The sequence below is a fragment of the Actinacidiphila sp. bgisy144 genome (genome assembly GCF_057708105.1).
Genome location: NZ_JBYIRM010000049.1, coordinates 23,173 through 45,437 on the forward strand (window position 1 = coordinate 23,173; position 22,265 = coordinate 45,437).

General features: G+C 72.1%; 18 protein-coding genes and 2 tRNA genes. 12 read left to right on the top strand and 8 right to left on the bottom strand.

Annotated features, from left to right (window positions below; translation table 11 throughout):
• Window positions 1-63 precede the first annotated feature (63 nt).
• The 3 genes from AC3EVP_RS34645 (at window position 64) to AC3EVP_RS34655 (ending at window position 5,479) form a co-directional block, all read left to right on the top strand.
• A tRNA-Ala gene (locus tag AC3EVP_RS34645) sits at window positions 64-136 on the top strand.
• Window positions 137-277: 141 nt separating this feature from the next.
• Complete coding sequence (locus AC3EVP_RS34650) at window positions 278-3,745, top strand: AfsR/SARP family transcriptional regulator (protein WP_435137198.1); 3,468 nt, start codon at window positions 278-280, stop codon at window positions 3,743-3,745.
• 135 nt (window positions 3,746-3,880) lie between these two features.
• On the top strand, window positions 3,881-5,479 hold the full coding sequence (locus AC3EVP_RS34655; RefSeq protein WP_435137174.1) for an MFS transporter: 1,599 nt from the start codon (window positions 3,881-3,883) through the stop codon (window positions 5,477-5,479).
• A gap of 52 nt (window positions 5,480-5,531) precedes the next feature.
• Here AC3EVP_RS34655 and AC3EVP_RS34660 read toward each other — a convergent pair whose 3' ends face one another.
• The gene (locus AC3EVP_RS34660) at window positions 5,532-6,341 is read right to left on the bottom strand and encodes a DUF5324 family protein (protein WP_335971840.1); all 810 of its coding nucleotides are present in this window, start codon (window positions 6,339-6,341) and stop codon (window positions 5,532-5,534) included.
• 236 nt (window positions 6,342-6,577) lie between these two features.
• Here AC3EVP_RS34660 and AC3EVP_RS34665 point away from each other — a divergent pair, with 236 nt between their 5' ends.
• Both AC3EVP_RS34665 and AC3EVP_RS34670 read left to right on the top strand, forming a co-directional pair.
• A complete protein-coding gene (locus tag AC3EVP_RS34665) occupies window positions 6,578-7,111 on the top strand; it encodes a peptidylprolyl isomerase (RefSeq protein ID WP_335971843.1) in 534 nt (177 codons plus the stop codon).
• A gap of 154 nt (window positions 7,112-7,265) precedes the next feature.
• On the top strand, window positions 7,266-8,156 hold the full coding sequence (locus AC3EVP_RS34670; protein WP_335971845.1) for a rhomboid family intramembrane serine protease: 891 nt from the start codon (window positions 7,266-7,268) through the stop codon (window positions 8,154-8,156).
• Window positions 8,157-8,459: 303 nt separating this feature from the next.
• Here the strand turns inward: AC3EVP_RS34670 and crgA are convergent, their stop codons facing one another.
• Window positions 8,460-8,714: a cell division protein CrgA gene (crgA, locus tag AC3EVP_RS34675; protein ID WP_335971847.1), complete on the bottom strand. Its 255-nt coding sequence runs from the start codon at window positions 8,712-8,714 to the stop codon at window positions 8,460-8,462.
• Window positions 8,715-8,856: 142 nt separating this feature from the next.
• On the opposite strand from crgA, the gene AC3EVP_RS34680 reads away from it, so the two are divergent.
• The 5 genes from AC3EVP_RS34680 to AC3EVP_RS34700 all read left to right on the top strand — a co-directional run bounded on the left by AC3EVP_RS34680 (window position 8,857) and on the right by AC3EVP_RS34700 (window position 12,829).
• Complete coding sequence (locus tag AC3EVP_RS34680; protein WP_435137179.1) at window positions 8,857-9,651, top strand: DUF881 domain-containing protein; 795 nt, start codon at window positions 8,857-8,859, stop codon at window positions 9,649-9,651.
• A 131-nt stretch (window positions 9,652-9,782) separates the two neighbouring features.
• Window positions 9,783-9,980 (top strand): hypothetical protein, encoded by a 198-nt coding sequence (locus AC3EVP_RS34685; RefSeq protein ID WP_335971850.1) that lies wholly within the window; start codon window positions 9,783-9,785, stop codon window positions 9,978-9,980.
• On the top strand, window positions 9,977-10,633 hold the full coding sequence (locus AC3EVP_RS34690; protein ID WP_335971852.1) for an aminodeoxychorismate/anthranilate synthase component II: 657 nt from the start codon (window positions 9,977-9,979) through the stop codon (window positions 10,631-10,633). The genes AC3EVP_RS34685 and AC3EVP_RS34690 overlap by 4 nt, the downstream gene beginning before the upstream one ends.
• A 35-nt stretch (window positions 10,634-10,668) precedes the next feature.
• The gene (locus tag AC3EVP_RS34695) at window positions 10,669-12,087 is read left to right on the top strand and encodes a class E sortase (RefSeq protein WP_435137183.1); all 1,419 of its coding nucleotides are present in this window, start codon (window positions 10,669-10,671) and stop codon (window positions 12,085-12,087) included.
• Entirely contained in the window at window positions 12,080-12,829 is a 750-nt protein-coding gene (locus AC3EVP_RS34700) for a class E sortase (protein ID WP_335971857.1), read from the top strand. The genes AC3EVP_RS34695 and AC3EVP_RS34700 overlap by 8 nt, the downstream gene beginning before the upstream one ends.
• A 52-nt stretch (window positions 12,830-12,881) precedes the next feature.
• Here the strand turns inward: AC3EVP_RS34700 and pknB are convergent, their stop codons facing one another.
• From pknB to AC3EVP_RS34730, 6 genes are all read right to left on the bottom strand, one after another.
• Window positions 12,882-14,861, bottom strand: a complete 1,980-nt coding sequence (gene pknB, locus AC3EVP_RS34705; RefSeq protein WP_335971859.1) for a Stk1 family PASTA domain-containing Ser/Thr kinase — start codon at window positions 14,859-14,861, stop codon at window positions 12,882-12,884.
• 167 nt (window positions 14,862-15,028) lie between these two features.
• Complete coding sequence (locus AC3EVP_RS34710) at window positions 15,029-16,486, bottom strand: peptidoglycan D,D-transpeptidase FtsI family protein (protein WP_435137187.1); 1,458 nt, start codon at window positions 16,484-16,486, stop codon at window positions 15,029-15,031.
• Window positions 16,483-17,880, bottom strand: coding sequence for an FtsW/RodA/SpoVE family cell cycle protein (locus tag AC3EVP_RS34715; protein WP_335971863.1), 1,398 nt, complete (start codon window positions 17,878-17,880; stop codon window positions 16,483-16,485). Before AC3EVP_RS34715 ends, AC3EVP_RS34710 begins: the two co-directional genes overlap by 4 nt.
• A 37-nt stretch (window positions 17,881-17,917) precedes the next feature.
• Window positions 17,918-19,450: a Stp1/IreP family PP2C-type Ser/Thr phosphatase gene (locus AC3EVP_RS34720; protein WP_335972223.1), complete on the bottom strand. Its 1,533-nt coding sequence runs from the start codon at window positions 19,448-19,450 to the stop codon at window positions 17,918-17,920.
• A gap of 57 nt (window positions 19,451-19,507) precedes the next feature.
• Entirely contained in the window at window positions 19,508-20,023 is a 516-nt protein-coding gene (locus AC3EVP_RS34725) for an FHA domain-containing protein FhaB/FipA (protein WP_335971866.1), read from the bottom strand.
• Window positions 20,024-20,033: 10 nt separating this feature from the next.
• Window positions 20,034-20,966 (bottom strand): FHA domain-containing protein, encoded by a 933-nt coding sequence (locus AC3EVP_RS34730; RefSeq protein ID WP_435137192.1) that lies wholly within the window; start codon window positions 20,964-20,966, stop codon window positions 20,034-20,036.
• A gap of 395 nt (window positions 20,967-21,361) precedes the next feature.
• Between AC3EVP_RS34730 and AC3EVP_RS34735 the strand changes: the two genes are divergently transcribed.
• Window positions 21,362-21,448 (top strand) — tRNA-Leu (locus tag AC3EVP_RS34735).
• Window positions 21,449-21,638: 190 nt separating this feature from the next.
• The gene (locus AC3EVP_RS34740; protein ID WP_335971872.1) at window positions 21,639-22,214 is read left to right on the top strand and encodes a TerD family protein; all 576 of its coding nucleotides are present in this window, start codon (window positions 21,639-21,641) and stop codon (window positions 22,212-22,214) included.
• The last annotated feature ends 51 nt before the right edge of the window (window positions 22,215-22,265 follow it).

Sequence of the window (22,265 nt, forward strand, 5' to 3'; positions counted from 1 at the left end):
CCCCATCCCGCCCACAACCCGTTTCGGCTCGCCCCCCTCCACCCGGTACGCTGTCTGCCACACGGGGCCTTAGCTCAGTTGGTAGAGCGCTGCCTTTGCAAGGCAGATGTCAGGAGTTCGAATCTCCTAGGCTCCACTCGTGCGCGTGCAGACCGTCGGCCCCCTCACCCGGGATGGGTGAGGGGGCCGACGGCGTGTGGGCCGGGTGCGGCGGCCGGGCGGTGGGGTGCGGGGGCTGGGGGTCGGGGTGGGGGTGGGACAGAATCGGGGGGTGGTCATGTTCGGGGTGTTGGGGGCGACGCGGGCGGTCGGGGCCGACGGCGCCGAGGCCGCGTTGGGCGGGCCGCGGCGGCGGGCGGTGCTGGCGCTGCTCGTGCTGGAGGCGGGGCGGGTGGTCGCCGCGGAGCGGCTGATCGACGGCCTGTACGGGGCGGACGCGCCGGCCGGGGCGGCCAACGCGGTGCAGTCGCAGATCTCGCGGTTGCGGCAGGTGCTGCCGGTGGCGGTGGAGGGGCACCCGGCGGGGTACCGGCTGGCGGCGGAGCGGGAGCAGGTGGACGCGTATCGGTTCGAGCGGCTGGCGCTGCGCGGGCGGGAGGCGCTGGCGGCCGGACAGCCGGACGCGGCGGCCGAGTTGCTGGCGGACGCGCTCGGGTGGTGGCGCGGGCCCGCGCTGGCGGACGTGGGGGACGCGCCGTTCGCGGTGGCCCAGGCGGCGCGGTGGGAGGAACTGCGGCTGGGGGCGGTGGAGGACCGGGTCGAGGCAGGACTGGCGCTCGGCCGGCATCGCGATGTGGTGGCGGAACTGGGGGAGTTGGTGGCCGCGCACCCTCTGCGGGAGCGGCTGCGCGGCCAGTTGATGCGGGCGCTGTACGGCAGCGGGCGGCAGGCCGAGGCGCTGGCGGCGTACGAGGCGGCCCGGCGGGAGCTGGCCGACGCGCTGGGCGCCGACCCGGGCCCGGAGCTGTCCGCGGTCCACCTCGCGATGCTGCGCGGGGACCCGTCGCTGATACCGGACAGGCCGCGGACGCGGGAGGAGCGGGAGTGGCCGGGCGCAGCCGCAGCCGGGCCCGCGCCCGTACCGCCCCGGACAACCGCGCATGTTCCACGTGAAACACGCGCGGAGGCGCATGTTCCACGTGGAACAGCGCCGCACGCCCGCCGTGCACATCCGGAGTATCCGGAGCGTCCCGAGCCTCCGGAGCACCACGAACTTCCTGCCCGGCTCACCAGCTTCATCGGCCGCGAGGAGGAAATCGCCCGGATCGGCGAGCAGTTGGCGCATGGCCGGCTCGTCACGCTGATCGGCCCGGGCGGCGCCGGGAAGACCCGGCTCGCGGTGGAGGCGGCCCGCCGCCACCCGGACGGCGTGCGGTTCGTGGAGCTGGCCGGGCTCGACGACGGCGCCGCCCTGGCACGGGCCGTCCTCGGCGGTCTCGGGCTCCGCGAGGGCGGGCTGCTGCCGACGTCCGGCCCGGGCGCCGCCGCGCCGGACCCGCTGTCCCGGATCACGGCCGCCCTCGCCGACCGCCCGCTGCTGCTGGTCCTGGACAACTGCGAGCACGTCGTCACCGAAGCCGCCTACTTCACCGAGCGCCTCCTCGCCGGGCTGCCCCTGCTGCGGGTCCTCGCCACCAGCCGCGAAGCGCTCGGCATCGACGGCGAGGCGCTGTGCCCGGTGCCGACCCTGCCCCTGCCGCAGCCCGGCACGGACCGGGAAGGAGCGCTGGCCTCCCCCGCCGTGCGCCTCTTCGTCGAACGGGCCACCGCCGTGCGCCCCGACTTCGACCCGGTCGCCGACCCGGCGAGCGCGGACGCCGTGCTGCGGCTGTGCACCGCCCTGGACGGGCTGCCGCTGGCGATCGAGCTCGCCGCGGCCCGGCTGCGCTCGCTGTCTGTCGTGGACATCGCCGCCCGGCTCGGTGCGCTCCCCGACCGCGACGGCGACGTGGTCCCGTACAGCCTCGGCATACGGCCGGACGCGCTCTTCCGGCTGCTGTCCCGCGGCAGCCGCACCGCCCAGCCGCGCCAGCGCACCCTGCGCGGCGTCGTGGAGTGGAGCTGGGAGCTGCTGCCCGCGGACGAGCGGGCGGTGCTGCGGCGCGCCTCGGTGTTCGCGGGCGGCTGGACCCTGGATGCCGCGGAGGCGGTCTGCGCCGACCCGGAACCGGCCCATGGCGACCCCGCCGGCGCGGACCGCATCGACCCCGACGACGTGCTGGACCTGGTCGCCGCGCTCGTGGAGAAGTCCCTCGTCGTCGCCCAGCAGCCGGACGTGTCCGGCCGGGTCCGCTACCGCGTGCTGGAGTCGATCCGCGCGTACGGCGCCGAGCGGCTGGCCGAGGCGGGCGAGACCGACCGCACCCAGCGTGCCCACATCGCGCACTTCCTGCGCTTCGCGCTCGACGCGGACCCGCACCTGCGCCGCGCCGAGCAGGTGGAGTGGCTGGCGCGGTACGCCGAGGACAACGACAACTTCCGGGCGGCCCTGCACCGCGCCCAGGCCGCCGGGGACACCACCGCCACGATGCGGCTGGTCGCGGCCCTGTCGTCGTACTGGCTGCTGCGCGGGGTGCGGTACGAGGGGGTCGCGGCCGCCCGGCAGGTGCTCGCGGCGCTCGGGCCGCACCCGCCGGAGGGCATGGAGGAGGAGTTCGCCCTGTGCGTGATGGCGGTGCTCGGCGCGCTCTCCGACCCGGACGCCTACGCCGAGCACGTGGCGGCCGCCACCGTCGTCGTGGACCGGATGCACCGGGTGTCCCGGCGCTTCCCCGTCCTCACGCTGCTGTGGGCGCCGTTCGCGGGCGTGCCGGACGCGAGCGAGGACACCGTCGCGGTGCTGGAGGAGTTCCTCGCCGAGCACGACGACCCGTGGTACCGCGCGCTCGGCCACCTCGGCGCCGGCTTCCAGGCGTGGATGACGCACGCCGACACCGCCGCCGCCCGGCGCGAGTGCACCCGCGCCCTGGAGTACTTCACGGCCGAGGGCGACCGCTGGGGCATGATCACCTCCCTCAACGTGCTCGCCGACCTCGCGGACTACGACGGCCGGCTGCCGGAGGCCCTCGCGTCGCTGGGCCGTGCGCTGGAGCTGGCGCAGGAGCTGGACTCCGCCCTGGACATGGCCGAACTGCTCTGCAACCACGCCGCGTACAGCCTGCGCGCGGAGGAGTACGACGCGGCGCGGGCGTACTGCGAGCGGGCCGTGCTGCTCTCCCGCCGGGCCGGCTCGCCGGAGACGCTGGCGATGGCCCACGTCGGGCTCGGCGAGGCCGCCCGGCTGTCCGGCGACCTGGCCACCGCGCGGGCGCTGTGCGAGCAGGCGCTTTTGGAGTGCCCGCGCGGCTGGTTCTCCAGCGACGGCATCCGCTCCACCGCGCTGCGCGCCCTCGGCTGGATCGCGGTGGCCGAGGGCGACGCGGCCGCCGCCCGGGACCGGTTCAGGGCCGCCGCGGCGGACAGCGGCAGCGGTGCCATGGAGTTCCCGATGTCCGGTGCGCTCCTGGCGGTGGCCGCCGCGGGGCTCGCGGTGCTGGTCGACGAACCGCGCCGGGCCGCACTGCTGCTGGGCGCCGCACACGCGGTGCGCGGCAGGCCGCCCGGCGGACCCGACGTGCGCGCCACGGCCGCCGCGGCCCGAAGAGCCCTGGGCGACGGGCCGTACGAGGAGGCGTACGCGCGCACCCGCGCCTTGGACCGGGCAGCCGCGCTCGCCCTGACCACGGAGTACCTGACCAGCGGGTGACCCGTCCCCCGCCCCCGCGCGAAGGGCGCGACCACCGCTCCGGGGCACCGCACCGACCTGCGCCGACACCCGCTGTCAGCCCGCGGTGCGCCGACGGTCAGCCCGCGGTCAGCGCCCCCGCCCACGCTCGGTGCCATGACGACGACAACTCCCGCCCCCGCCTCCGGCGCCGTGGCCGACGGCCGCCGCTGGGCGGTCCTCGCCATCTGCTGCGTGGCCGCCGCCCTCCTCGGCATCGACAACAGCGTCCTGAACTACGCGCTGCCGAGCCTCACCGACCAGCTCCACCCCTCCTCGACGCAACTGCTGTGGATCGTCGACGTGTACGGCTTCGTCCTCGGCGGGCTGCTGATCTTCGCCGGCAGCCTCGGCGACCGGATCGGCCGCAAGCGGCTGCTGCTCCTCGGCGTGGCCGGCTTCGGCGCCGCCTCCGCGCTCACCGCCTACGCCGACGACCCCGGCCTGCTGATCGCGGCCCGCGCGCTGCTCGGCGTCGCGGGCGCGACGATCATGCCCTCCACGCTCTCCCTGGTCCGCAACGCCTTCACCGACCCCCGGGAGCGCACCACCGCGGTCGGGGTGAGCAGCGGCGTCGGCGCGGCCAGCTTCGCGCTCGGCCCGGTCGTCGGCGGCCTGCTGCTCGACCACTTCTGGTGGGGCTCGGTCTTCCTCATCAACGTGCCGCTGATGGCGCTGGTGCTGGTCGCGGGCGCGATCGTGCTGCCGGAGTCCAGGAACCCGCACCCCGGGCGGCTGGACTGGGCCGGCGTGCCGATGTCGATCGCCGGGATGCTCGGCATCATCTACGCGATCAAGACCGCGGCCCGTGACGGCGTGGACCAGCCGGCGGTGTGGATCGCCGCGGCCGTCGGCGCGGTGTCCCTGACCGCCTTCCTGCGCCGCCAGCGGCGGCTCGCCGAGCCGCTGCTCGACCTGCGCTTCTTCCGCAACGCCGCGTTCACCGGCGCCCTGGCCGCGAACGTGGTCGCGCTGTTCGCCTCGTCCACGCTGTCGCTGGCCTGCTCGCTCTACTTCCAGGTCGTGCACGGCTGGTCGCCGCTCATGGCGGGACTCGCGCTGCTGCCGGGGCCGCTGTCCGCGGCCTTCGGGGCGCCGCTGTCCACGGTCCTGGTCCAGCGCGCCGGCCGGGCCCGCACGGTCGCGCTCGGCCTGCTGCTGATGTCGCTGAGCACCGCGGCCTTCGTCCGGGTCACCCCGCACACCGGCTACTGGCACCTGCTGCCGCTGCTGGTCGTCAACGGCCTCGGCGTCATCTTCACCTTCGCCGTCACCTCCGACACCATCCTGGCGAGCGTGCCCAGAAAGCGGGTGGGCGCGGCGGCGGCGATCTCGGAGACCGGCACGGAGCTGGGCAGCGCGCTCGGCATCGCGATCCTCGGGTCGGTGCTCACCACGCTCTACCGGAACGACCTGCACCTGCCCGCGCTGCTCGGCGCCGGCCACCGGTCGGCGGCCCGCGAGTCCGTGGCGGGCGGGGTGCAGACCGGCCGGCAGCTCGGCGGCGCGACCGGCCGGCAGGTGGTGGACGCGGCCCGCGCGGCGTTCACCGGCAGCATGCACGTCACGGTGGTGGCCGCCGCGGCGGTCATGCTCGCGGGCGCGCTGTTCGCGCTGCGCACCCTGAAGGACGTCCCCGCGGTGCTCGACCAGCACGTGGAGGACGCCGACCCGGCCGGCGCCGCGACCGCGCCGGCACCCGCGGCGACGGCCTGAGCCCGGCCGCGGACCGCGCCGGCGGGCGGACGCGGCGGCTCCAGGCCACGGCCTAGTGGCCGCCGCCCTCGCCGTTCTCGCGCCTGCGGTCCGCCTCCGCCTGCTTGGCCCGCACCTCCTCGTCGAGCTCGTCCGCCCCGGGAGAGCCGTCGACGTGGTCGACGGTGTCCGGCGAGGAGCCGTTCAGCGAGCCGGACTGCGGGTCCACCACGGTGAGGGTGGTGGTGCCGGGCATCGGGGAGCGCTCGCCGGTGTCGGTCGGCTCCGACGGCTCGACCAGCCACTCGGGGTTGTTCTGCTTGTTCCACCACTTCCACGCGGCCAGCGCCGCGCCGCAGCAGACGGCCACGAGCACCACGTCGCGGGCGGCCCGCCCGGCCTTCGCGCGCCGCATCCGGCGGCGCACCAGCCGGTCGATGTCGCCGGCCGACACCTGGCCGCGCAGGGCCTGCAGGGCGGCCCCACCGCGCAGCACCACCTCGTCCTTGGCCGGACCGGCCGCGGAGCGGGTCGCGGCGACCGCGGTGGTCACCTTCGGGGCGGCGTAGTCGGTGGCGGCCCGCGCGCCCTCCGCGGTGCGGCGGGTCGCGGTCTCCACGGCATTGGCGGCCTTGGGCGGCATGGCGGCCCACACCTGCTCCCGAGCCTGGTCGACCCGGGGCGCGAGCTTGGCCTCGTACTGCTGCCGGGCGACGGCGCCCGCCTGGCGGCCGTAGACGCCGGCCTGCCGACCGTACTGCCGGCCGTAGACCACGGCGTTCTCCTTCGCCGCGGCCGCGTACGGTGCGGCCACCTCCGCGGCGTGCCGCACGCTGTCCTTCGTCACGTCGGCCGCGTGGCGCACGCTGTCGATGCGGGTCACAGGAACCTCCTCCTCGGTGGTTCGGTGGCGTACCGTCCTCGCCTGTCCATCCGCTTCGAAATCATGCCCGGCCGACCGGTGTACGGCATGTGCGGCAAGCCATCCGGGTCAGTCGGCCCGATTCCCCTCGTACCGGCCGCCCCAGCAGCGGGCACGGCCGGGGACCGGGCCCACGGCACCGTCCGGGCCGTGCAAGGATTTGTCCCTTGTCAGCGAAGAATCATGGAAGGTAGAACGTGGCCGAGCAGCTCTACGCCACCTTGCGGACCAACCTCGGAGACGTCGTGATCCGGCTGCTGCCGAACCACGCCCCGAAGACGGTCGCGAACTTCGTCGGGCTCGCCGAGGGCACCCGGGAGTGGACCGATCCGCGCACCGGTGACCCGTCGCACGAGAAGCTCTACGACGGCACCGTCTTCCACCGGGTCCTGTCCGGCTTCATGATCCAGGGCGGCGACCCGCTGGGCGACGGCACCGGCGGCCCGGGCTACGAGTTCGCCGACGAGTTCCACCCCGACCTGGCCTTCGACCGGCCCTACCTGCTGGCGATGGCGAACGCCGGGCCGGGCACCAACGGCTCGCAGTTCTTCGTCACCGTGGCACCGACCACCTGGCTCACCCGCAAGCACACCATCTTCGGCGAGGTCGCCGACGACGCCAGCCGGAAGGTGGTGGACGGCATCGTCGGCACCCCGACCAACCCGCACACCAACCGCCCGCTCAGCGACGTGGTCCTGGAGACGGTGCTGATCGAGCGCCGTACCTCCTGACCGCCCGCCCGCGACCGCCGATCCCGTAGTCTTCGGGGAACGCCACGCCCCGCCCGCACGTACTCAGAGGGCGGGGCGTACGAGTGCACAGCCCGCACAGGGCGCGCGCACAGGCGCGCAGGGTGTCGTCGGGTGTCATCAGGGAGTGGACGTCATGGACCAGCCGGTCTGCTGCTATCGGCATCCCGACCGGGAGACCGGCATCCGCTGCACCCGGTGCGAGCGGCCGATCTGCACCGCGTGCATGGTCAGCGCCTCGGTCGGCTTCCAGTGCCCGGAGTGCGTGGCCCAGTCCCACCAGGCGGGTCCGGGCGCCCCGCGCCACGTCTCCCAGCCCCGTACCGTGACCGGCAGCCGGGTCGGCCGGGGCGACCCGTTCCTGGTCACCAAGATCCTCATCGCGGTCAACGTCGCGGTGTGGCTGGTGGAGTTGGCGGCCGGCGGGGGCGCCACCGGCAAGGTCGCCTCGGACTACGGGCTGTACGCGGTGTGCCTGCACGACCAGTTCGGCCACCATGTCTGCGGCGGCGCGGCCGACGGCCAGTGGTACCGGGTGATCACCTCGGCGTTCCTGCACGAGCGCACCAACCCGCTGCACATCGGCTTCAACATGCTGACGCTGTGGTGGATCGGCGCCCCGCTGGAGCAGCGGCTCGGGCGGCTGCACTACATCGCGCTGTACCTGGTCTCCGCGCTGGGGGCGAGCGCCGCGGTGCTGCTGCTCGCGCCGGACGCGCTGACCATCGGCGCCTCGGGGGCGATCTTCGGGCTGTTCGGCGCGACCGCGGTGTACATGCGGCGGGCCAACTACGACATGCGGCCGATCCTGATCCTGCTCGGCCTGAACATCCTCTTCAGCTTCACCTGGAGCGGGGTGAGCTGGCAGGCGCACGTCGGCGGTCTGGTGGCCGGGACGCTGGTGGCCATAGGGATGCTCTACGCGCCGCGGGAGCGGCGGTCGCTGGTGCAGTGGGGGTCCACGGCGGCGGTGCTGCTGGCCTCGGTCGCGCTCATCGGCGTGGCTGTGGCGCAAGTCACGCCCTGACCGCCGCACCGGCCCGTGTCCCTGGCGTTGATCCGACGTTATCCACAGCGGGACCGCACCTGTGAAGAACTTCCGCCATGTTGTGCACAACCCGTGTGCACGACGTCACGTGGTCCGGTTCGACCGGGTTTTCCCGGCCCGATCGACGAAAGACCGGTGGCCGCCGTGGCGACCACCGGTCGTACCGGCGTCAACTCCGTAGAGGTTATCCACAGATCTTCCGACCTTTTCCCCACTGTGGATAACCGTGTGGACAAGTGCGGGGGACCATGCCCGACGTGCTGCTTCCACCGTGTCGATGTGCTACTTCCACTGGGTGGAGACGACGAAGCCGCCGGCGATGAAGCCGAAGCCGACCACGATGTTCCAGTTGCCGAACGCGTCCACCGGAAGGTCGCCGCGGGTCACGTAGAACAGGACGATCCAGGCCAGCCCGACGACGAAGAACGCCAGCATCAGCGGCGCCACCCAGCCGCGGTTGCTGAGCTTTATCGCTCCGGCGTTCTTGCTGGGGGGCGGGGTGAAGTCCGCCTTCTTGCGAATCCGTGACTTCGGCACGAGAGAACTCCTGTCGATGCGCTGCGTGACCGCGCGGTTCTGTGGGGTCAGCCCGGCGGGTGAGGGGCGGTGGGAGGCGGTGCCGCTCCCGGACGTCCGTTAGCGTAGTGCTTCCCTTGGGTTGTAAGGAGAAGGGTATTTGGTGACCGGAGCCGGTGGCACCTCCCCAGCCCCTACATCTCGTGGGACATCCCGCGGGACCTCCCGAACGGTAGCGCTGCGCGCACTGAGCGCGGGCGTCTTCGCGCTGGCCGGGCTGATCTTCTGGACGAGCTTCGACACCGCCAAGGGTGTGGACATCCGCAGCGACGACCCGCTGCCGAAGCTGTCGGACAACATCCGGGCGAAGAACGCGCAGAACGAGAAGCTGGAGCGGCAGCTCGCCGGGGTCCGCTCCGACGTGGACGGCCTGACCCGGCAGGGCAGTGGCCTCAGCGCCGCCGACCGGGCCCGGATCGACGCCCTCGGCAAGGCGGCCGGCACCGCGCCGCTGACCGGCCCGGCGCTCCAGGTCACCCTCGACGACGCCCCGCCGAACGCCACCGCGCTGGTGCCCGGCGTGCCCGACCCGCAGCCGAACGACCTGGTCATCCACCAGCAGGACCTCCAGGCGGTGGTCAACGCGCTGTGGCAGGGCGGCGCCCGGGGCATCCGGGTCATGGACCAGCGGCTGATCGCGACCAGCGCGGTCCGCTGCGTCGGCAACACCCTCATCCTCCAGGGCCGGGTGTACTCCCCGCCCTACCGGATCACCGCGGTCGGCGACCAGAGCCGGCTGCGCAAGGCCCTCGACGCCAGCCCGGCGATCCGCAACTACCTCCAGTACGTGCGGGCGTACGGACTCGGCTGGAAGGTGGCGGCGTCCGGCCGGACCACCCTGCCCGGCTACACCGGGTCGGTGGACCTGCGCTATGCGACGCCTGTGGACCAGCAGTGAGCCGCCCCGCCGCCGGCCCCCGGCATCCCGTGCGCGCGGCCCGATCCCATGCCGAAGCTTTGTCCCATGGACGTCCCTTGGTCGCCGATCTCCCTTTACCCTGTTGCGGGGACCCGGAAGGAAGGCACCGCATGTACGGCTGGATCTGGCGACATCTGCCGGGCAACGTGTGGGTGAGGGCGTTGATCTCACTCGTGCTGGTCCTCGCGGTCGTCTACATCCTCTTCCAGTACGTGTTCCCGTGGGCGGAGCCGCTGCTGCCGTTCAACGACGTCACCGTCGACAACGGGATGACCTCAGTCCAGCACGGAGTGGCCGCCTTCCGATGAGCGCACGCATCCTCGTGGTCGACAACTACGACTCCTTCGTCTTCAACCTGGTCCAGTACCTCTACCAACTCGGCGCCGAGTGCGAGGTGCTGCGCAACGACGAGGTCGGACTCGCGCACGCCGACGAGGGGTTCGACGGGGTGCTGCTCTCCCCCGGCCCCGGCACCCCCGAAGAGGCCGGGGTGTGCGTGGACATGGTCCGGCACTGCGCGGAAACCGGCGTACCCGTCTTCGGCGTCTGCCTGGGTGTGCAGTCCATGGCGGTGGCCTACGGCGGGGTCGTCGGCCGCGCGCCGGAACTGCTGCACGGCAAGACCTCGGCGGTGCTGCACGAGGGCTCCGGAGTCTTCGCCGGGCTCCCCTCGCCCTTCACCGCCACCCGCTACCACTCGCTCGCGGTCGAACGGGACACACTCCCGGACGAGTTGCGGGTGACCGCCTGGACGGAGGACGGGATCGTCATGGGGCTCCGGCACCGCGAAGCCGCCGTCGAAGGGGTGCAGTTCCACCCGGAGTCGGTGCTCACCGAGTGGGGGCACCGCATGCTCGCCAACTGGCTGGCCGAGTGCGGTGAACCGGGAGCGGTGGCCCGCTCGCACGGACTGGCCCCGGTGGTCGGGACGGGCACCCCGGCCGCGGGGGCCGCGAGGTGACCACGCTCCGGCCGGAGCGACACTCCGACGGCCCGATGTCGTACGAGGACACCGGGCAGTTCGAGGTCGCCGTCGGACAGCTCGCGGACCCGCTGAACGACCCGCTGCCCGGCCGGGCCCCGGCGGGCGGCAGCACACCTCAGCAGGGCCCGCCGCAGGGCGCCCCGCAGGGGCCCGCGCACGGTGCTGCGCCCCCTGGCCCGCAGCAGGGCCCGACGCAGGGCCCGCCGCAAGGCCCCGCGCCGGGTTCGCCGTGGTTCCGCGCGCCGGGGCGGGCCCCGCAGCAGCCGGAGCCGGCGAGCGCGCCCCCGCCGATGGCGCCGCCACCCGTGACCGCGCCCGGCCCGGCACCTGCCCCGGCCCCAGGGGCCGTCATGGCACCCGGCACGACGCCTGGCACGGCGCCGGCCCCTGCCGCTCCCGCGGCCGCCGTGCCTTCGCCCGAGCCGAGGGCATCCGGGCCGGCGCCCGACGAGACCGCGCAGCTTCCCCAGTTCACCGACACCGTGCCCATCGAGGCGGCCCAGGCGGCTGAGGCGGCCCAGGCCGGGGCCCCCGCCGCGGCCGTTACCCCCGCCGCGGCACCCACCCCCGGGCCGGCCCCTGCCGAGGGCGGCCGCGCCGCCCGGCGCAAGGCGGCCGCCCGCGGCGGCCACCGCGCCCGGGGCCGCGGCGCCGCCGCAGCGCCCGCCCCCGCGGCCGACGGCGAGCAGCCGGCCGCGCCGCTGAGCCGGGTCGAGGCCCGCCGGGCCGCGAAGGCTGCCAAGGACAGCCCCGCGGTGGTGATCAGCCGGATCGTCGGCGAACTGTTCATCACCGTCGGCGTCGTGATGCTGCTGTTCGTCACCTACCAGCTGTGGTGGACCAACGTACGGGCGCACGCGCAGGCCAACAGCGCGTCGCACAACCTGGAGCAGCAGTGGGACAACAGCACCGGTGACGGCAGCCGGGACGCGGGCACCTTCTCGCCCGGCCAGGGCTTCGCGATCATGTACATCCCCAAGCTGGACGTGAAGGCCCCGATCGCCCAGGGCGTCAGCACCACGAAGGTGCTCAACAAGGGCATGATCGGCCACTACGACGGCGAGCCGACCAACACCGCGATGCCCTGGGACAAGACCGGCAACTTCGCGGTCGCCGCCCACCGCAACACGCACGGCGAGCCCTTCCGCTACATCAACCGCCTCGTCCCCGGTGACAAGGTGGTGGTGGAGACGTCCACGACGTACTACACCTACACCGTGACCAGCTCACTGGCGACCACCCCGCCCAGCAACATCAGCGTCCTCGACCCCGTGCCCCCGGGCTCCGGCTTCACCGGGCCGGGCCGCTACATCACGCTCACCACCTGCACGCCCGAGTTCACCAGCACCAACCGGCTGATCGTCTGGGGCAAACTGACCGAGGAGCGGGCGCGCAGCAAGGGCAAACCCGACGCGCTCGTCAATGGCTGAGGGCGCGACAACAACAGAACGGAACAGCGTGACCACCGAGAACCGCACCGGGCGGGGCCGTGTCGCGGCCGTCATCAGCGTCGTCGGCGAGGTCCTCATCACCGTGGGGCTCATCCTCGCGCTGTTCGTCGTCTACTCGCTGTGGTGGACGAACGTCGTCGCCGACCGGCACGCCCGCAAGGAGGCCGCGAAGGTCCGCCAGGAGTGGGCCCAGACGCCGTCGGGCGGCGGCAACAGCGCCCCGCGCGGCCTGGACACCAAGGACGGCATCGGCTTCCTGCACGTGCCCGCGATGGGCCGGAACTACGAGGTGCTGGTGAAGAAGGGCACCTCCACCAACGTGCTCAACGAGGGGGTGGCCGGCTACTACACCAAGCCCACCCCGGCGGCGATGCCCTGGGACAGCACCGGCAACTTCACCGTCGCCGCGCACCGCGACGGCCACGGCGCGAAGTTCCACAACATCGACAAGATCCACACCGGCGACCCGATCGTCTTCGAGTCCAAGGACACCTGGTACGTCTACAAGGTCTACAAGGTCCTCGACCAGACCTCGAAGTACGACGTCGCGGTGACCGACCAGGTCCCGAAGGAGTCCGGCAAGAAGACGCCGGGCCGCTACATCACCCTCACCACCTGCACGCCCGTCTACACCTCGCTCTACCGCTACGTGGTGTGGGGCCAGCTGGTCCGCACCGAGAAGGTCGACGCACAGCGCACCCCGCCGCCGGAGCTGAAGTAGCTCCGGCGGCGGGGCGCGGGGTGTTGGGCGGCGCGGGAGGAGGAGCGGCGGCCTACTGGCCGAAGCCGTTGCCGCCGAACGCGGTCAGCGTGATCGTCTGACCCTCCTGGAGCTGGGTGCCGGCCTGCGGGTCCGTCTGGACGACCTTGGCGTTGTCGGCGGCCTGGCCGCCCTGCATGTTGACCGCGTTGATCTGGAGGTTGAGGTTCAGCGCCTGGAGCGCCGCCTTGGCGTCGCCCACGTTCTTGCCGGCGAGGTCGGGCATGGTCGCCGGCGCCTGGGTCGTCGGCGCCGGACCCGAGGAGACGGTCAGCACGATCTGGGTGTCCAGTGACTGCTCACCCGCGCTCGGGTCGGGCGTCTGGCTGATGACGTCGCCCTGCTGGGTCTCGTCGGACGGCTGGTCGGTGCCCCGGCTGATGTTGGTGAAGCCTTGCGCCTTGAGGGCGTTGACCGCGTCGTCGTAGGACTCGCCCTTGACGTTGGTCGGGGTGGCCTTCTTCGGCGCCACCGCCACGGTCAGGGTGATCGTCGAGCCCTTGGCGGCCTTGGTGCCGCCCTTCGGGTCCTGGCTCATGACCGTGCCCGGGTCGACCGTGGTGGAGGTCTCGGACTTCTGCTGGACCTGGAAGCCCTGCTTGGTCAGCTCGGTGTTCGCGTCGTCGAACTTGTCGTTGGTCACATCCGGCACCGCGACCGGCGCGGCGCCCTTCGACAGGTTCACGGTGACCGTCTTGTCCGACGGGATCGCCGAGTCCGCCGCCGGGTCCTGCTTGCAGACCAGGTCCTTGTCGACGTTCCCGCAGTACACCGCCGGGCCCTTGACCAGCTTTATGCCGACGTTCCCCGCCTTCGCCTGGGCGTCGGTCAGCGACACGTTGGTGAAGTCCGGCACGGTGCCGCTGTTGTTGGCGTGCCCGCCGAACAGCGACTTGCCGAGGAAGATCGCGCCGATCAGCACCAGCACGGCGGCGATGACCAGCAGCACCGTGGAGGTGTTGCTCGACTTCTTCTGCCGGCGCCGGTCCGGGCGGTCCTCGTAGCCGTAGCCGCCGTCGTCGTCGCGGGCCGGCGGCAGCATCGAGGTCTGCGGGTCGGTCTGCGGCGGCATCGCCGTGGTGGCCGCGGTGTCGCCGTACTGGTGCGGGTAGCCGTAGCCGGCCGCGCCCATCGCGACGGTCGCGCCGACCGGCTGGCCGTCCAGTGCCGCCTCGACGTCGGCCCGCATCTCGTCGGCCGACTGGTAGCGGTAGTCCGGGTCCTTGGTCAGCGCCTTCAGCACGATCGCGTCCATCGCCGGGGTGACCTCGGGGTCGTACACCGACGGCGGCTGCGGCTCCTCGCGGACGTGCTGGTAGGCCACCGCGACCGGCGAGTCGCCGACGAACGGCGGCCGGACGGTCAGCAGCTCGTACAGCAGGCAGCCGGTGGAGTACAGGTCGGACCGGGCGTCGACCTGCTCGCCCTTGGCCTGCTCCGGCGAGAGGTACTGCGCGGTGCCGATCACCGCGGCGGTCTGGGTCATCGTCATGCCGGACTCGCCCATGGCGCGGGCGATGCCGAAGTCCATGACCTTGACCTGGCCGGTGCGGGTCAGCATCACGTTCGCGGGCTTGATGTCGCGGTGCACGATGCCGGCCCGGTGGCTGTACTCCAGGGCCTGGAGGATGCCGACGGTCATCTCCAGGGAGCGCTCCGGCAGCAGCTTGCGCCCGGAGTGCAGCAGTTCGCGCAGCGTGGAGCCGTCGACGTACTCCATCACGATGTATGGGATCGAGACCCCGTCGACGTAGTCCTCGCCGGTGTCGTACACGGCGACGATGGAGGGGTGGTTCAGAGAGGCGGCCGACTGGGCCTCACGGCGGAACCGGGCCTGGAAGGACGGATCGCGGGCGAGATCCACCCGGAGCGTCTTCACGGCAACGGTGCGGCCGAGCCGGGTGTCATGGGCGAGGTACACCTCGGCCATGCCACCGCGGCCGAGCACCGAGCCCAGCTCGTACCGGCCGCCGAGGCGACGCGGCTCTTCCATAGCTCTGCCCTCTCCTCAATCCCGCAAGCTCAACCCGACATGTGAACCTGTGCCCTATGCCTGCTCGGGCCTACGCTACCGGGCGCTCCGCGCGCACATCGGGCTCGGCGGCCCGCCGATATCCGACCGGTATCTGCCTGCGACCCGATCCGGACGTGACGTGTCTCTCACTTGTCGAGCACCGCTTCCATGACCTTCTTGGCGATCGGGGCGGCGTACCCGTTACCGGAGACGTCGCTCTTCGCGGAGGCGTCCTCGACCACGACCGCCACGGCGACGGGCGAGCCCTGGTCGGTCTTGGCGTAGGAGACGAACCAGGCGTAGGGGATGCCCTCGTTGTTGACGCCGTTCTGCGCGGTACCGGTCTTGCCGCCGACCGTCACACCGCTGATCTTGGCGTTGCTGCCGGTACCGGAGTCGACCACGGTCTCCATCATCGACTGGAGCTTCTTCGCGTTCTCCTCCGACAGCGGCTGGCTCATCTTCTTCGGCGAGGTCTGCGAGATGGTGCTCAGGTTCGGCGCCACCAGCTTGTCCACCTCGTACGGCTGCATCAGCGTGCCGTCGTTGGCGATCGCGCCGGCCACCATCGCCATCTGCAACGGAGTGGCGGTGGTGTCGAACTGCCCGATCGACGACTGCGCGACGTGGTCGTCGCTCATCTTCGTGTCGAAGTTGCTGGCGTCCGCGCGGACCGGGATGAACTGCTCCTCGTTGAAGCCGAACTTCTCGGCCTCGGAGACCATCCCGTCCAGCCCCACCTCGTTGCCCAGCTTGCCGAAGACGCTGTTGCACGAGTACTTCAGCGCGTTGCGCATGCTGGCGTTCTTGCAGGGGATGTTGCCCTCGTTGGGCAGCGGGGTGGTGGTGCCCGGCAGCATGTACGGGTCGGGGGAGTCCGTGGCGGAGTCGATGTCGGTGACCTTGCCGCTCTCCAGCGCCGCCGCCGCGGTGACCAGCTTGAACGTCGAGCCGGGCGGGTAGGTCTGGCGCAGCGCCCGGTTCAGCGTCGGGTCGTCCTTGTCGCTCTTCTTCTGGACCGCGTTCCAGTTCTTCTCGTCGGTCAGCGAGTTGCCCGCGAAGGAGTTCGGGTCGTACGACGGGGTGCTGGCCATCGCCAGGATCGCGCCGGTGCGCGGGTCGAGCGCCACCACGGCGCCCTTCTTCTTGCCGAGCCCGTTGAACGCGGCGGCCTGTGCCTTGGCGTTGAGGGTGGTCACCACGTTGCCGCCCTGCTTCTGCTTGCCGGTGAGCAGGTCGACGGTGCGGTTGAAGAAGAGCCGGTCGTCGTTGCCGGTGAGGAACTTGTCCTCCACGCCCTCCAGCATCGAGGTGCTGTACGCCTGCGAGGCGTACCCGGTCACCGGCGCCCACATCGGGCCGTCGGTGAAGGTCTGCTTGTACTTGAAGTCGCTGCCGGTGGTCGTGGTGTGGCCGGTGATCGCCTTGCCGTCCACGATGATGTCGCCGCGCGGCTGGGCGAACTGGTTGATCGCCACCCGCCGGTTGTTCGGGTCGCTGGAGAGCTGGCCCGCCTGGACGTACTGCACGTAGTTCACGCGCACGAGCAGGGCGAGGACGAGGAGACCGCAGAAGACCGCGACCCGTCGCAGGGGCTTGTTCACTGGCTGCGCACCACCTGGGTCGCTTCGGAGTCGGGGGAGGGCGCGGGGCTCGGCGCCGGGCGCCGCGCGGTGTCGCTGATCCTGAGCAGGAGCGCGACCAGCGCCCAGTTGGCGATCACGGAGGAGCCGCCCTGGGCGAGGAAGGGCATGGTCATACCGGTCAGCGGGATGAGCCCGGTGACGCCGCCGGCGACCACGAAGACCTGGAGCGCGAAGCCGCCGGACAGGCCGACCGCGAGCAGCTTGCCGAACGGGTCGCGGGCTGCCAGCGCGGTCCGCATGCCGCGCTCGATCAGCAGCCCGTACAGCAGCAGGATGGCCATCACGCCGGCCAGGCCCAGTTCCTCGCCGACGGTGGCGAGGATGTAGTCGCTCTTCGGGGCGATGCCGCCGATCAGCCGGCTGTAGCCCTCGCCGAGGCCGGAGCCGAACAGGCCGCCGGAGCCGAAGGCGTAGCGGGACTGCGCGGTCTCGGTGACGCCGCCGTTCTGGAGGGCGAGCGGGTGCAGCCACTCGTGGACGCGGACCTTGACGTGCGCCTCGGTGGTGCCGACCATCACCGCGCCGCCCGCGCTGAGCAGCAGGCCGAAGACGATCCAGCTGGTCCGCTCGGTGGCCACGTAGAGCATGATCACGAAGAGGCCGAAGAAGAGCAGCGAGGTGCCGAGGTCGGTCTCGAAGACCAGGATCAGCAGGCTGAACAGCCAGATCACCAGGATCGGGCCGAGGTCGCGGCCGCGCGGCAGGTACAGGCCCATGAAGCGGCGGGAGGCGAGCGCGAGGGCGTCGCGCTTGACCATCAGGTAGCCGGCGAAGAAGACCGCGATGACGATCTTGGCGAACTCACCCGGCTGGAGCGAGCCGACGCCGGGGATGGTGACCCAGATCCGGGCGCCGTAGACCGCGGGGAAGAAGATCGGCGAGATCAGCAGGGCCAGCGCCACGATCATCGAGATGTACGTGTAGCGCTGGAGGATGCGGTGGTCCTTGAGGAAGACCAGCACCAGGGCGAAGAGCGCCACCCCGAGCGCGGACCACATCAGCTGCTTGGGGGCCATCGCGCCGCCGAGCTGGGGGGTGGTGATGGACGGTTCCTGGTCCAGCCGCCAGATCAGCACCAGCCCGAGGCCGTTGAGCAGGGTCGCGATCGGCAGCATCAGCGGGTCCGCGTAGGGCGCGAACTTGCGGACGAGCAGGTGCGCTATGCCCGCGATGCAGCCCAGGCCGAGGCCGTACTCCGCCAGGCCCGCCGGCACGGAGCCGTGCTTGGCGAGCCCGGCGTCGGCGTACGCGAAGACGGGGATCGCCACCGCGAAGAGCAGCATGACCAGTTCGGTGTTGCGGCGGTTGGGCGCGCCGATCGACGTGATCGTCGTGGTGTTGCTGGCGCTCATGACGAGCCGAACCTTCCTGCTGCTCCCGGTGCCGGCACTACTGCTGGCCCGTGTCCGTGTCCGTGCTGCACTCGCCGGCCAGCTTCTTCTCGTCCGGCGTCAGGGAGGCGCTCGGGGAGGGGGTCGGGGTGGTGGTGATCTTCTTCCCGCCCTTGGTCCCCTCGGCGCTGCCGGAGCCGACCGAGTTCTCGGCGTTCTTCGTCGCGTCCTTGGCCTTGTCGGCCAGGCTGGTGGCAGTGGCGACCTTCTTGCAGACCTCGGCCTGCTGGGCCAGCTCGTCCGCCTTGTCGTCCGCCTGCCCCAGGCTGCTGGTGGCGATGGTGTCCTGCACCTGCTTGCGCTGGTAGGACGGCAGGTACTTCAGCGGGATGTCCGAGCGGTCGCGGTGCACCTTGGACAGGCTCAGGCCCACGAGTTTCTGGTTGATGCCCTGGTAGACGGCGACGTGGTCGCCCTTGGCGCCCACGTAGTACTGGTTCTGGGTCCAGGAGTACGCCCCGTACAGCCCGCCGGCCACGACCGCCAGCACCACGACGCTGATCAGGGTGCGCTTGGGCCACTTGCGCCGGGCCGGCTTGTCGAGGTCGCCGTCGTAGGCGCCGAAGGAGCCGGGCGGGGTGCCGGGCACCGGGTCGCCGCTGCCGGGCGGCCCGAAGGTGCCGGTGGGCCCGGCCTGGTGCGGGGTGCGGCCCAGCTCCGAGGCGCGGCCGGCCGGGGTGTCCAGGTGCCGCGGGTCGTGGGGCTGCGACTGGTGTTCGGCGACCGCGCCGACCACCACCGGGGTGTCGTTGAGCTGCGCGGCCTGGGTGTCGCCGTCGTCGGTGTCGAGCACGTCGGCGACGATGCAGGTGATGTTGTCCGGGCCGCCGCCGCGCAGCGCGAGCTGGATCAGCTCCTGCACGGTCTCGTGCGGGGCCTGGTAGCCGCCGAGGGTGTCCTCCATGGTCTGGTGGCTGACCACCCCGGACAGCCCGTCGGAGCAGATCAGGTAGCGGTCGCCGACCCGCACCTCGCGGATGGACAGGTCGGGCTCGACCCGCTCGCCGCTGCCCAGCGCGCGCATCAGCAGCGAGCGCTGCGGGTGCGTGGTGGCCTCTTCCTCGGTGATCCGGCCCTCGTCCACCAGCCGCTGCACCCAGGTGTGGTCCTGGGTGATCTGGGTGAGCACACCGTCCCGCAGCAGGTAGGCGCGGGAGTCGCCGACGTGCACCAGCCCGAGCCGCTGCCCGGTCCACAGCAGGGCGGTGAGCGTGGTGCCCATCCCCTCCAGCTGGGGGTCCTCCTCGACCATGTGCAGCAGCTGGTCGTTGGCCCGCTGCACCGCGGTGCCGAGGGAGGTGAGGATGTCGGAGCCGGGGATGTCGTCGTCGAGCGTGACGATGGTGGAGATCACCTCGGAGGAGGCGACCTCGCCGGCGGCCTGGCCGCCCATGCCGTCGGCGATCGCGAGCAGACGGGGGCCGGCGTAGCCGGAGTCCTCGTTCCCCTCGCGGATCATGCCCTTGTGCGAACCGGCGGCGAAACGCAGGCTCAACGACATGCGTACCTCCCCCGTCGGTTCCGGGTACATCCGCACGCTGCCCACCCTCTCGCTCGCGCGTCGTGGCTTCGCTGCCCCATTGTGCGACTACTTCCGCAGCTCGATGACGGTCTTGCCGATGCGGATCGGCGCGCCCAGCGGGACCGGGGTGGGCGTGGTCAACCGGTTGCGGTCCATGTAGGTGCCGTTGGTGGAGCCCAGGTCCTCGACGATCCACTGGCCGTCGGTGTCCGGGTAGATCCTGGCATGCCTGCTGGACGCGTAGTCGTCATCGAGCACAATCGTCGAGTCATGTGCCCGGCCCAGGGTGATCGTCTGGCCCTGGAGCGCCACCGTGGTGCCCGCCAACGAGCCCTCGGCGACCACCAGTTTGGTGGGGGCGCCGCGCCGCTGGCGGTTGTTCTGCGGCTGCTGGCGGGGCGGCGGCGCCTGCTGCTGGCGCTGCTGCGGCGGGCGGGACCGGTCGTCGGCCCGGCGCGAGGCGCGCTGGGTCACCCGGGTCCCGAACAGGTCGCTGCGGATCACCTGGACCGCGACGATGACGAACAGCCACAGCACGGCGAGGAAACCCAACCGCATGACCGTCAGGGTCAGCTCTGACATTGCCCCCGCTTCACCCTTCGGCTTGCCTGTACACGATGGTGGTGCTCCCCACGACAATGCGGGAGCCGTCGCGGAGCGTAGCGCGCTGGGTGTGCTGTCCGTCCACCACGATGCCGTTTGTCGACCCGAGGTCCTGGACGACGGAGGGGGTGCCGACCCGGATTTCGCAGTGCTTGCGCGATACGCCCGGATCGTCCACGCGGACGTCGGCCTCGGTGGAGCGGCCCAGCACGAGGCTGCCGCGGGAGATCTGGTGGCGGGTGCCGTTGATCTCCACCCAGCGCCGGACGCTCGCCGCCGGCGAGCCCGCGGGCACGCCGGTGCCGGGCAGCCGCGTCACCGGGGCGCCGCCGCCCGGCGGCGGGGCGGCCGGCATCGGGGGCAGGCCGGCCGGGCGCGGCGGTGCGGCGTGCCGGTCGGGCGCGGGGCGCTCGGGGCGCTGCTGGTACGGCGGCGGGGCCGGCGCCTGGTAGGACTGCTGCGGGCGCGCGGGCGGCGGCTGGTGGCCGTGCGGGGCGTGCGGTGCGGGCGGGCGCTGGGGCTGGTGGGACTGCGGGTGCTGGGACTCGCTGGACGCCAGGGTGCGGCTGCGCACCCGGTACAGCCCGGTGTCCAGGTCGTCGGCCCGCTCCAGGTGCACCTTGATGGTGCCCATGAACGTGTAGCGCTGCTGCTTGGCGTAGTCCTTGACCATGCCGGCCAGTTCGTCGCCGAGTTGGACCGCGTACGGGCTCAGCCGCTCGTAGTCGGGAGCGCTCAGTTCGACGATGAAGTCGTTCGGCACCACGGTGCGGTCGCGGTTCCAGATCGTCGCGTTGTTGTCGCACTCACGCTGTAGCGCACCCGCGATCTCCACGGGCTGCACCTCGCTCTTGAAGACCTTGGCGAAGGTGCCGTTCACCATGCCCTCAAGCCGCTGTTCGAAACGCTTCAGCACACCCACCGGGCACCTCCCTCCTCCGGATCGTCCGTCGGCTCGATTCCGATACTGCTTACTGATCGTATCCACGCGTGGGAAAAACCCGTGGTTCCCCGATCTTGACCGGGTGGGCAGTGTCCACCCTCACACCGCGCCGCGCCTGCGCTCCTCCCACCCACAGCGATGGTAGTTGGGGCCGCTGTGCGCGGCTCCGGACCGGCCCCGGGTGCGGGCCGTCCCCACCAGTGTCCCCAGTGTCCCGCACCGCCACGCCCCCGCGTGCCGCCCGCCGGGCACCGCGGGAAACGGATGTGAACGCACGGCTTGCGGCGTGCTAATCTTCTGCATGTCGGACGGGGTTCCCACCAGCAAGACCTACCGGTCGAAGCCCAGGTGAGAAGCCCAACGGCGGCACCCATGCGCGGGTGGCGGAATAGGCAGACGCGCTGGATTCAGGTTCCAGTGCCCGAAAGGGCGTGGGGGTTCAACTCCCCCCTCGCGCACCAGCGGAAGCACCCGGTGTTTCCAGGCAGGACCCGGACAGGGCGGCATCGTTCTTCGATGCCGCCCTGTTCTGCGTGCGGGTCGCGGTGGCAGCCGGGCGGGAACCCGGGCAGGGTGGTGTGCGTTGAATCCGTTGGGCAAAGGAATCGTCAAGCGGCGTGGCCCGCGCCGAACCGAGCAGGGAGATCCAGCATGGGTGTCAGCCTCTCCAAGGGCGGCAATGTCTCGCTGACGAAGGAGGCCCCCGGACTCACGGCGGTCACCGTCGGCCTCGGGTGGGACGTGAGGACCACCACCGGCAGCGACTTCGACCTCGACGCGAGTGCGCTGCTGCTCGACGCCTCCGGCAAGGTCGTGTCGGACAAGCACTTCGTCTTCTTCAACAACCTCAAGAGCCCGGACGGCTCCGTCGAGCACACCGGTGACAACCTCACCGGTGAGGGCGAGGGCGACGACGAGTCGATCAAGGTCAACCTGGCCGGCGTGCCGGCCGAGGTCGACAAGATCGTCTTCCCGGTCTCGATCTACGAGGGCGAGACCCGGCAGCAGAGCTTCGGCCAGGTCCGCAACGCGTTCATCCGCGTGGTCAACCAGGCGGGCGGCGCGGAGATCGCCCGCTACGACCTGACCGAGGACGCCTCGACCGAGACCGCGATGGTCTTCGGCGAGCTGTACCGCAACGGCGCGGAGTGGAAGTTCCGCGCGGTGGGCCAGGGGTACGCCTCCGGCCTGCGCGGCATCGCCCAGGACTTCGGGGTCAACCTCTGACGTAGTCCGCTGCTCGCGCCCGGCGCGAGCAGGCCGCGGGGGGGGGGGGGG